Genomic DNA, 11,053 nt, shown 5'->3' on the forward strand with positions numbered 1-11,053 from the left:
GGGGGCATGGCCGGGGCGGGTGATGCCTCCGGGCGCGCCGTGGGAGCGCCCGGGACGACGTTGACCGGGGCACGGCCCGCCGCGGCGGCGGGGGCCGCCACCGCGGGGGCGACGGGTGCGGCGGGAGCGACAGGCGGCGGGACGGGCGGGGCCAGACGCGGCTGCTGCCCCGTACCGGGACCCGACAGGTCCTTGGCCAACGGCTCGCGACGCATCGAGTGGTCCGACTCGACGACGCGGCGGGCGGACGCCTGGACGGCCGGTGCCGGCACCAGCCGCATGGCGGTGAGGTTGACGACGTGGCGAGGGGTGTTGTCCACGGCCTCCACGTCGTCCTGGGGACGGTCGCGCACGTCGACGACGACCGCGCCGGTCAGGTGGTCGTGCCAGCCGCGGCGCTGCCCTCCCGCGTCCGCCACGGCGGTCCAGGCCAGGGCGGCGAGCCCGAACCCGAACGTGGGCAGCCCGAACGCAGCCAGCACCAGCGAGCGCAGCAGTCCCTTGCCCACGCCGATCGGGGCTCCCGACTCCTGGCCGACCAGGCGCAGGCCGAGTGCGGCCTTGCCCGGCGTCAGGCCGGCGACCCCGGACAGGACGGCGAAGACGAGCCACAGCGCCAGGAGCAGGCCGCCGGAGATGCCGAGCACCAGCACCGGGCTCGCGCCGTCGGTGACCTGCCACAGGACGAAGGCCAGGACGGTGCACAGGCCGAGGTCGAGAAGCCGGTCGAGGACGAACGCGTAGAACCTGCGCTCGAGCTCGGCGACCGGGTACGCGACGGTGCCGGTGGGGGCGGGGGTGGACACGGTCGGCGGGTCAGGCGTTCGTGACCTGGACGGTCACTCCGTCGCCGAGGTCGAGGATCGCACCGGGGATCAGGGCGACGGCCACGCCGGCCTGCAGCTCCTCGGGCGGCAGGCCCGGCTGGACCAGGACCGTGCCGTTGGTCGAGCCGAGGTCGGTGACGACCGCCATGCCGTGGTCCACGCCGGCACCGGGACGGATCTCCAGGTGCGTCGAGGAGATCTCCTGGTGCGGGCTCGGCACCACGATGAGCGCCGGCTTGTCGTCGGAGGCGAACCGTCGCGCCTCCGGAGCGCGGCCGATCAGGATCGCGCGGTCGACGCCGACGACTTCACCGGTCGACAGCACCAGCTGGGCCACCGGCTTGGCCAGCAGCGGCGGGGCCTGCTCGGCCATCGAGGACGGCGGGCGCTCGAACGCGATCGGGGACGCACCGATGATGGTGTCCTCCGCGTCGTCGTCGGTCGGGAGTGCCGGGGAGTACGGCGGCGGCACCGGCGGCCCGCCGTACGCGGGGACGGGCGCGGGCGCACCGAACGACGGCGCGGACGGAGCCTCGGGCGCGGGCGAGGGGGTGAAGACCCCGTACGGCGGCGGGGGCGGCGTCGGCTCGGGAGCGGACTCCTCCTGGACGGGCTCGGCCTCGGCGGTCACGGGCTCGGGGGCTGCCTCCTCGGGGACGGCGGGCGCCGGCTCCTCGACCGGCTCAGGCTCCTCGGCGGGCACGGTCTCAGGCTCCTCGACCAGGAGCGCCTCGACCGCGACGACCTCCTCGTCGGCCACCTCGGACTCCTCGGCCGGCTGCGGCTCCTCCGCGTCCTCCGCGACCACGACGCCAGCATCTGCCGCTCCCTCGGACTCCGCCGACGCGGCCTCCCCGAACTCCAGCACGGAGACGCGGAGCAGCTCACCGACCGCGGGCACGGCGGCGTCCCCGGTCCCGGACAGGACGACCCGCCCGCCCACGACCCCGTCGACGGAGCGCTCGGCCCACACGGACCCGTCCTCAGCGGTCACCACGACCTCCTCCGAGGCCGTACGCAGCTCGACGCTGGCCGCGCCACGCACCAGGGCACGGGTGCGCTCACCGTGCTCGACGAGGACGAACGAGGGGTTCGCCGCGAGGCCGTCGACCAGCAGGGCGTCGAGCAGGGCGTCGAACCCGGCTCCCGCCTCCGCGAGCTCCCACAGGCCGGCGACCCGGGCACGGGCACCGGCGGGGACCGCCAGGCTCACGCCACCGGCAACGACCGCGTACCACTCGCCCGGCGCCGCGCGCCTCGTCTGCTGCTCGTCCACGATCCGGCCCCCATTGTCCGTGCTGCTGTCTGCACTGTGCTGCGAACTCACCTGAACTCCCATCCCACCACATCGACGACGACGGCGGTGGCGTTGTCACGCCCACCGGCCGCCAGCGCGGCGACCACGAGTGCCTGGGCGGCCTCCTCGGAGTCCTCCACGCCGGTCAGGATGCGCGCGATCTCGTCGTCGCCGATCAGCCCCGACACCCCGTCGCTGCACAGCAGCAGGCGGGAGGTGGACGCCAGCGGCGCCCAGAAGAACTCGGGCACGATCCCGGACCTGCTGCCCAGCGCACGGGTGATCACGTGGCGCTCGGGATGGGTGGAGGCCTCGGCCGCTGACAGCCGGCCCGCGTCGATCAGCTCCTGGACGACCGAGTGGTCGACGGTCACCTGCCGCAGCACGCCGCCCTCGTGGGCGTACGCGCGGGAGTCCCCCAGGTTGGTCACCAGCCAGCCGGGGACCCCGTCCTGCTCGACCAGCAGGGCCGCCACCACGGTCGTGCCGGCGTGCCACTGCGGCTGGGTCACGCGCTGGCTGTCGCCGTACGCGAGCAGCCGCGACTGGGCGCGCGAGAGGACCTGGGCGACGTGGTCGGCACCGCGGGTCGGGTCGTAGCCCTCCTCCGCGAGACGGGTGAACTCCTCGACCACGATCTGGCTGGCGACGTCCCCGCCAGCGTGGCCACCCATCCCGTCGGCCACCACGAAGACGGGCGGAGCGACGAGGTAGGCGTCCTCGTTGACGGACCGCACGAGGCCGACGTCGGTCGCAGCCCCGTGGTACAGGTCAACCGGTCTCATCGCTCGTCCTCGCACTTCGTGAAGCCGCACCCGTCCGCTGGTACGGCGAGTAGCGTAGGAGGGATGGCCAGCGCAGAACAGACACCTCCGGCCCGCAGCCTTGCCGAGGAGCTGCGGCGCTGGTCCGACGTACGGCTCGCCGCCCTGCTACGACACCGTCCGGACCTGGCCACTCCTGCTCCCCACGACTCCACCCAACTGGCATCCAGGGCCGCCACCCGGGCGTCCCTGGCCAGAGCCCTCGACGGTCTGGACCGGCTCGAGCTCTCCACCCTTGATGCCCTGCGCGTCGCCGGCCAAACCACCCCCGAGGAACTGGCCACGCTGGTGCACGCCGCGGAAGCGCGCGTGGAGGCCGCACTGCGCCGGATCCTCGACCTCGCACTGGCCTGGCCGGCCCCCGGTGGCATCCGGGCGCTGAGCGGCGTGGCCGACGTCCTGCGGGGCCCTCCGGAGGCCGGCAACAGCGGGCTGTGGCCGCGCACGACCGGGGCTCCGGAGCCGCACCTGGTCGTGGCGGCCCTGGAGGCGGCCAGCCCCGCCGCACGTGCCCTGCTCGACCACGTGGAGGCGCACGGGGGCCAGGGCACCACCGGCACCGCCCGTCGCACCGTCGCCCTCGCCGACGCACGCAGCCCCGTCGAGGAGCTCATCGCGCGCCGTCTCCTCCAGCCGCGCGAGGACGGCACCCTGGTCCTGCCCGGCGAGGTCGGGCTGGCCCTGCGCGGAGGCCGCACCACGCGCGAACCCGTCGACTCCCCCGCCCCGCTCGCGACCACCTCCCGCGACCGGGCGCTCGTCGAGCGCGCCGGCGCCGGTGCGGCGTTCGAGTTCGTACGACGCCTCGAGCTGGTCCTGGACCAGTGGGGTGCGCACCCGCCGGCCGTCCTGCGCAACGGGGGGCTGGCCGTGCGCGACCTGCGCGCCCTGGGCCGGGAGCTGCACCTCGACGAACCGGGCGCGGCCCTGCTCGTCGAGGTGGCCGCCGAGGCCGGCCTGCTGGCCGAGGGGGTGGACGGAGACGGCGACGCAGTCTGGATCCCCACCGACGCGTTCGACGCCTGGGCCGACCGTCCGACGGCCGAGCGCTGGTACGCCGTGGCGACCGCGTGGCTGCGCAGCCCCCGGACACCGTCGCAGGTCGGCACCGCCGCCGAGGCCGGCAAGCCTCGCAACGCGCTGTCGCCCGACCTCTCCTCGGCCCTCGCCGCCCCGACCCGCCTCACCACGCTCCGGGTGCTCGACCAGATGCTCCCCGGGGACGTCCTGGCCAGCGGCACCGGCGTGCCGTCCCTGGTGGCCCGGGTGCGCTGGACCCGCCCCCGGCGCCCCGCGGCCGCCGACGCGCTCGTGGCCGACACCGTCTCCGAGGCGGCAGCCCTGGGGCTGCTGGGCGCCGGCGGCCTCACCGGCGCCGCGCGTGCGCTCCTCGACGGCCAGGAGGAGGCAGCCCGCCGCCAGATCGACCCGCACCTGCCCCAGCCCGTGGACCACCTCCTCCTGCAGGCCGACCTCACCGCGATCGCGCCCGGGCCGCTGGAGGCCTCGGTCGCACGCGTGCTGCACCTGCTCGCCGACGTCGAGTCCCGCGGCGGCGCCACCGTGTACCGCTTCTCCCCCGCCTCGGTACGTCGCGCCTACGACGCGGGGTGGACCGCCGGCGAGGTCCACGGCTTCCTCACCTCGGTCTCCGCGACCCCTGTGCCGCAACCGCTCACGTACCTGGTCGACGACGTGTCGCGCACCTTCGGCTCCGTCCGGGTCGGGCACGCAGGCGCGTTCCTCCGCTCGGACGACGAGGCGGCGCTCCGGGCACTCATCGCCGATCCCAGGGCCGCCTCCCTCGGGCTGCGGCTGGTCGCCCCCACCGTCGTGGTCTCCACGGCCCCGATCGACGTGCTGCTCCCCCGGCTCCGCGAGCTGGGCAGCGCGCCCGTCCTGGAGGCACCCGACGGTTCCGTACGCGTCGCCCGACCCGACCTGCTGCGGGCCCGTCGCTCGCGTCGCGCCCGCCCCGAGGCCGCGGCCCGCGCGCGCCTGGAGGCCTCGACCGCCGCCGTCGTCGCGGCCGTACGAGCCGGCGACCGGGCCCTGGCCGACCGCGGCTCGCCGACCGAGGCCAGCACGCCCGCCGGTGCGCTGGCCCTGCTGCATGAGGCCATCGAGAGCCGTCAGACGGTCGAGATCACCTACCTCGACCAGCAGGGCAGGAGCAGCGAGCGGCTGGTCCGCCCTCTGCGCCTGGAGGCCGGCCGGCTCACCGCGTACGACGAGCACGCCGAGGACGACCTCACCTTCACGGTGCACCGCATCGGCGGGGTCCGGGTCGCCCCGGGCGAGGTGCCCCGCACCGGACCCGGCCCAGGCGCTGGCCGCCCCGCGTAGGCTGGAACGTTGTGAACGACGGCCCCCTCATCGTCCAGTCGGACAAGACCCTGCTGCTCGAGGTCGACCACCCCTCGGCTGCCGAGTGCCGCAAGGCGATCGCGCCGTTCGCCGAGCTGGAGCGCTCGCCGGAGCACATCCACACCTACCGGCTCACCCCGCTGGGCCTGTGGAACGCACGCGCGGCGGGCCACGACGCCGAGCAGGTCGTCGACGCGCTGCTGACCTGGTCGCGGTACGCAGTGCCGCACGCGCTGCTGGTCGACGTCGCCGAGACGATGGGTCGGTACGGGCGGCTCCGCCTGGACAAGCACCCCAGCCACGGGCTGGTGCTCTCCAGCACCGACCGTGCGGTCCTCGAGGAGGTGCTGCGCGCCAAGAAGGTCGCCGGCATGCTCGGCGAGCGCGTGGACCCCGACACCGTCGTGGTCCACCCCTCCGAGCGCGGCAACCTCAAGCAGGCGCTGCTCAAGCTGGGGTGGCCGGCGGAGGACTTCGCCGGGTACGTCGACGGCGAGGCGCACGCGATCGACCTGGTCGAGGACGGCTGGGGGCTGCGTCCGTACCAGTCGGAGGCAGCCGACTCGTTCTGGCACGGCGGGTCCGGGGTCGTGGTCCTGCCCTGCGGCGCCGGCAAGACGATCGTCGGTGCCGCCGCCATGGCCAGGGCCGGAGCGACCACGCTGATCCTGGTCACCAACACCGTCTCGGCCCGCCAGTGGAAGGACGAGCTGGTCCGGCGCACCTCGCTGACCGAGGACGAGATCGGCGAGTACTCGGGGTCGGTCAAGGAGGTCCGCCCGGTCACGATCGCGACGTACCAGGTGCTCACCACGCGCCGCAAGGGCGTGTACCCGCACCTGGAGCTGCTCGACGCCCGCGACTGGGGCCTCATCGTGTACGACGAGGTGCACCTGCTGCCCGCGCCGATCTTCCGGATGACCGCCGACCTCCAGGCCCGGCGCCGCCTCGGCCTGACCGCGACGCTGGTGCGTGAGGACGGGCGCGAGGGCGAGGTCTTCTCCCTGATCGGGCCCAAGCGGTACGACGCCCCGTGGAAGGACATCGAGGCGCAGGGCTACATCGCGCCCGCCGAGTGCGTCGAGGTACGGGTGACGCTGCCGGAGAGCGAGCGGATCACGTACGCGACGGCGGAGCCGGAGGAGCGCTACCGGCTGGCCTCCTGCACCCACCACAAGGTCGACGTCGTGCAACGCCTCGTCGACACCCACCCGGGCCAGCCCACGCTGGTCATCGGCCAGTACATCGACCAGCTCGACGAGGTCGCCGCCGTCCTGGACGCGCCGGTGATCAAGGGCGAGACGCCGGTCAAGGAGCGGCAGCGGCTCTTCGACGCCTTCCGTGCCGGCGAGATCGACCTGCTGGTGGTCAGCAAGGTCGCGAACTTCTCCATCGACCTGCCCTCGGCCGAGGTCGCGATCCAGATCAGTGGGTCGTTCGGCTCACGTCAGGAGGAGGCCCAGCGCCTGGGCCGGCTGCTGCGCCCCAAGGGCGGCGGCCGCAGCGCGCACTTCTACACGATCGTCTCCCGCGACACCGTGGACGCGGAGTTCGCCCAGAACCGGCAACGGTTCCTGGCCGAGCAGGGGTACGCGTACACGATCACCGACGCGGACGACCTGCCCGCGGCCGACCCCTCGGCCGGCTGAGGCGGTCCAGACCCACTCCCGGGGCCCTTCCCGGCACCGGTCGTGATTCATATCCTCAAGAGGTGACTCCCCTGCAACCCCTGATCGCACCCGTGCGCGACCGCCTGGGCGCGGAGCTGTTCCGCAAGGTCGCGGGCCCCGACGGGCAGCGGCGGCGGGAGTTCGTCCACGGGTCGGCGGGGACGCGGTGGTTCGAGCCGGGCGACCCGATCGGCCGGGTGCACGGCGACTCGTCGATGTTCGTCGGGGGGCTGCGAGCGCTCTTCCTGCAGTCGCTGCACCCGGCCGCCATGCAGGGCGTGGCCGACCACTCGGGCTACCGGGGAGACATGTGGGGGCGTCTGGCCCGCACCGCCAACTACATCGCGATCACCACGTTCGGCACCGAGAAGCACGCGCTGGGGGCCATTGACGCCGTACGCCGGGCGCACACGGTGGTCACCGGCACCCTGCCCGACGGCACCCCGTACGCCGCCAGTGACCCGCACCTGCTGGCGTGGGTGCACGCGGCCGAGATCAGCAGCTTCCTGGCCGCGCACGACGCGTACGGCTCCAGCCCGCTCACGGGTGCGGACCGGGACCGGTACGTCGCCCAGGCCGGCGTGGCCGCCGCACACCTGGGCGTCCTCGACCCGCCGCAGACGGAGGGCGCCCTGCTCGACCTCGTCGAGTCGTACCGTCCGGAGCTGCGCGGCACCGAGGTCGCCACCGAGGCGTTCCGCTTCCTGGTCTGGCACCCCGACCTGGCGCTGCCCGCCCGGCCGGCGTACCTGGCACTGGTGGCCTCCGCCGTCGCGCTGCTGCCCGCGTGGGCACGCGACGAGCTGGGCTTCGAGCGGTGGCCCGCCGACGGCCGGGCGACCCGGGTCGTGGGCGGAACCGCGACCCGCGCGATCAGGTGGGCGATGGCCCCCGGCCACGCCCACGCCCGCCAGCTCCAGGAGGAGGCGGCGCGCTCGACTCAGTAGTCGGCGTTCTCCCCACCGACCTGGTGGTAGATCGTGAAGCGGTCGGGACGGTAGACCGTCCGCGAGACCTCGACGACCTTGCCGAGCGCGAGGGCCCGCCGGGAGTGGCGCAGCACCGGCGCGCCCGGCCGCAGCTCGAGCAGCTCGGCCTCCTCGGCGCTGGCGCCGTCGGCGGCGATCGAGTCCTCGGCCCAGCCGGGGCGCAGACCGCGGGCGTCGAGCGCCTCGTACAGGCTGGTCGGCATGCCGCCCTGCAGGAAACCGGGCAGCAGCACCTCGTTGAGGAAGGCGTCCTCGATGCAGACCAGCTGCTGGTCGGCGCGGCGCAGCCGCTTCCAGTGGATGACCGGGTCACCAGCCGAGATGTCGAGGGCCCGTGCGACGCCCGGGCCGGCCTGCTCCACGCGGGCCAGCAGGGTCAGCGACTCGGGCAGGAACCCGCGGCGGCGCATCTCCTCGCTGTACGAGGTGACCACGCCCGCGCGCTGCTTGCGGCGGGCCACGAACGTGCCCCGTCCGGGCATGCGCTCCAGCAGGCCCTCGCTGACCAGGGCGTCGAGCGCCTGGCGGACCGTCATCCGGGCGACACCGAAGTGGGCGACGAGCTCGCGCTCGGACGGCGCGGCCGCTCCCGGGGCCGCGTCTGCGATCAGCGCGCGCACGTGCTCGCGGACCTGGACGTGCTTGAGCTCGCGCTGGCGAGGGATGATCAACTCGGTCGTTTCCACGTGCAGGAGGCTAGGGCGCTGGACAGGCGAAGTCCCGCAATTGACGATCCCTCCGAGGAAGCCGAACCATTCGTAAAGAAATCCTCAAGGTTTCGAACATCCGTTCGATCGCAGAGTACGGTGTTCTGCATGGATTTCCAGGGCTCGCTCTTCGGGGGCGTCGACACGGTGACCGCCGCCCGACGACCTGTCCCGCAGCGGCGCCCACTGACCCACGGCGCCTGGATCGATGTCGCCCGCGACTGGCTGCACGACGCCGACGACGTCCTCGCCACTCTCCTGACCGACGTGCCCTGGCGGGCGGAGCAGCGCCAGATGTACGACCGCGTCGTCGACGTGCCACGCCTCGTGCACACGTACGGGATCGGCGAACCGCTGCCGCACCGAGCCCTGACCGACGCGCGGGACGCGCTCGACGCCACGTACGCGGCAGAGCTGGGCGAGGGGTTCGTCACCGCCGGCTGCTGCTACTACCGCGACGGCCGGGACTCCGTCGCGTGGCACGGTGACACGTTCGGGCGTGGACGCACCGAGGACACCATGGTCGCCATCGTCTCGCTCGGCGACCCGCGCCGCCTGGCCCTGCGCCCCCGCGGGGGCGGCCGGTCGATCAGCGTGACGATGGGCCACGGGGACCTGGTCGTCATGGGCGGCAGCTGCCAGCGCACCTGGGAGCACGCGGTCCCCAAGGTCGCGCACGCCGGCCCTCGGGTCTCGGTGCAGTTCCGCCCCCGGCACGTCTTCTGAGGCGCCCCGGGCGGCGTGGGTCGGCGTGGGGGCAGCGCCGGGGCCGCGCCGTGGCCCACCGGGGCCCTGCTCCCGCCCCGCGTCATACGAAGCCGCCCCGGCCCACCGTTCCGCCATACGGAACCGCACCTATTGGTCGGGATCTGCATGACGCACGCGCCCTGCAGCCGCGCCCTGTACGACGCGGGGCCCCGCCACCCGGGTTCGTAGGACGCACCCGGGCGGCAGCAGGGGTCAGTGCGCGAACGCCTCGTCGTACAGCGCGGACAGCTCGTCCGTCTTCGGGCCGGAGAACCCGCACAGGGTGACCTGCGAACCCGTCGCGGAGACCAGGTAGGTCTTCCCCTCCTCGAACTCCACGCCCAGCTCGCTGGTCGCGGAGAGGTCCGTCGCCGTCACCACGACCTCAGGGGCCTGGCCCTCCCCGTGGATCCAGCGCGAGACCTCCAACCTCGCAGTCTCCCCGGAGGTCTCGATCACGGTGCCCTCGAAGGCCACCTCCGCCCGCGCGATGACGTCGGCCGTCGGCATCATGCACCGGCCGTCCGTGGCGTCCGCCACGGTCAGCTCCAGCCGCCGGGTCTCAGGCTCCTCGAACCGCTCCTCGACACCCAGTGAGCACCCACTCGTCGCGAGAGCCAGCACCAAGCCGGCCACCACTGCTCCAGCACGCCACGTCGACATCACGGCCACCTCCCAGGACTCCGGCACACACCGTGCCACAACACTGCCCGTGGGACGGGTCAATTCCGCCGGAGGTTCCCGTACGGAGACGCAGAAGCGGCCCGCACCTCGAAAGGTGCGGGCCGCTTCTTCACTTCGTTCAGAAGTCCAACTCTGATCGGACCACTTCACTTCGTTCAGAAGTCCATGCCACCCATGCCACCGGTCGGGTCGCCCATCGGGGCGGCCTTCTCCGGCTTGTCGGCCACGACGGCCTCGGTGGTCAGGAACAGGGCCGCGATGGAGGCCGCGTTCTGCAGGGCAGAGCGGGTCACCTTGGCCGGGTCGATGATGCCGTTGGCGATCATGTCGACGTACTCGCCGGTGGCGGCGTTGAGGCCCTCACCCGAGGTCAGGTTGCGGACCTTCTCCGCCACGACGCCGCCCTCGAGGCCGGCGTTGACGGCGATCTGCTTGAGCGGGGCGTCGGTCGCCTTGCGGACGATGTCGGCACCCGTGGCCTCGTCACCCGTCAGGTCGAGACCGTCGAAGGCGACAGCAGCGGCCTGGACGAGAGCGACGCCACCACCGGCGACGATGCCCTCCTCGACGGCAGCCTTGGCGTTGCGCACGGCGTCCTCGATGCGGTGCTTGCGCTCCTTGAGCTCGACCTCGGTGGCCGCGCCCGCCTTGATGACGGCGACGCCGCCGGCGAGCTTGGCGAGGCGCTCCTGGAGCTTCTCGCGGTCGTAGTCGGAGTCCGACTTCTCGATCTCGGCGCGGATCTGGTTGACCCGACCCTCGATCTGACCCTGGTCGCCCGACCCCTCCACGATGGTGGTCTCGTCCTTGGTGATGACGACCTTGCGGGCCTGGCCGAGCAGCTCGATGCCGGCGGTCTCCAGCTTGAGGCCGACCTCCTCGGAGATGACCTGGCCACCGGTGAGGATCGCGATGTCCTGCAGCATGGCCTTGCGGCGGTC

10 protein-coding genes are annotated in these 11,053 nt (G+C 73.7%); 4 read left to right on the plus strand and 6 right to left on the minus strand.

Features of this window, described 5'->3' with window-relative positions:
* The 3 genes from ACI379_RS08235 to ACI379_RS08245 all read right to left on the minus strand — a co-directional run.
* On the minus strand, positions 1-806 hold an 806-nt coding region (locus ACI379_RS08235), incomplete at its 3' end, for an RDD family protein (RefSeq protein ID WP_439791599.1).
* Positions 807-816: 10 nt separating this feature from the next.
* On the minus strand, positions 817-2,103 hold the full coding sequence (locus tag ACI379_RS08240; protein WP_439791600.1) for an FHA domain-containing protein: 1,287 nt from the start codon (positions 2,101-2,103) through the stop codon (positions 817-819).
* A gap of 47 nt (positions 2,104-2,150) precedes the next feature.
* Positions 2,151-2,909: a PP2C family protein-serine/threonine phosphatase gene (locus ACI379_RS08245; protein WP_439791601.1), complete on the minus strand. Its 759-nt coding sequence runs from the start codon at positions 2,907-2,909 to the stop codon at positions 2,151-2,153.
* A 63-nt stretch (positions 2,910-2,972) separates the two neighbouring features.
* Here ACI379_RS08245 and ACI379_RS08250 point away from each other — a divergent pair, with 63 nt between their 5' ends.
* From ACI379_RS08250 to ACI379_RS08260, 3 genes are all read left to right on the plus strand, one after another.
* The gene (locus ACI379_RS08250) at positions 2,973-5,294 is read left to right on the plus strand and encodes a helicase-associated domain-containing protein (protein WP_439791602.1); all 2,322 of its coding nucleotides are present in this window, start codon (positions 2,973-2,975) and stop codon (positions 5,292-5,294) included.
* Between the two features lie 11 nt (positions 5,295-5,305).
* Positions 5,306-6,964, plus strand: coding sequence for a DNA repair helicase XPB (locus ACI379_RS08255; protein ID WP_439791603.1), 1,659 nt, complete (start codon positions 5,306-5,308; stop codon positions 6,962-6,964).
* 62 nt (positions 6,965-7,026) lie between these two features.
* Complete coding sequence (locus ACI379_RS08260) at positions 7,027-7,932, plus strand: oxygenase MpaB family protein (protein WP_439791604.1); 906 nt, start codon at positions 7,027-7,029, stop codon at positions 7,930-7,932.
* Here the strand turns inward: ACI379_RS08260 and ACI379_RS08265 are convergent.
* On the minus strand, positions 7,926-8,660 hold the full coding sequence (locus tag ACI379_RS08265) for a GntR family transcriptional regulator (RefSeq protein ID WP_439791605.1): 735 nt from the start codon (positions 8,658-8,660) through the stop codon (positions 7,926-7,928). The genes ACI379_RS08260 and ACI379_RS08265 overlap by 7 nt on opposite strands.
* A gap of 129 nt (positions 8,661-8,789) precedes the next feature.
* Here ACI379_RS08265 and ACI379_RS08270 point away from each other — a divergent pair, with 129 nt between their 5' ends.
* Positions 8,790-9,407, plus strand: coding sequence for an alpha-ketoglutarate-dependent dioxygenase AlkB (locus ACI379_RS08270; protein ID WP_439791606.1), 618 nt, complete (start codon positions 8,790-8,792; stop codon positions 9,405-9,407).
* A gap of 234 nt (positions 9,408-9,641) precedes the next feature.
* Here the strand turns inward: ACI379_RS08270 and ACI379_RS08275 are convergent, their stop codons facing one another.
* Both ACI379_RS08275 and groEL read right to left on the minus strand, forming a co-directional pair.
* Positions 9,642-10,091, minus strand: coding sequence for a hypothetical protein (locus ACI379_RS08275; RefSeq protein WP_439791607.1), 450 nt, complete (start codon positions 10,089-10,091; stop codon positions 9,642-9,644).
* A gap of 176 nt (positions 10,092-10,267) precedes the next feature.
* Positions 10,268-11,053, minus strand: a 786-nt coding sequence (groEL, locus tag ACI379_RS08280) for a chaperonin GroEL (RefSeq protein ID WP_439791608.1), incomplete at its 5' end; no start/stop codon positions are given.

The organism is Nocardioides sp., from assembly GCF_051876515.1.
GTDB lineage: Bacteria > Actinomycetota > Actinomycetes > Propionibacteriales > Nocardioidaceae > Nocardioides.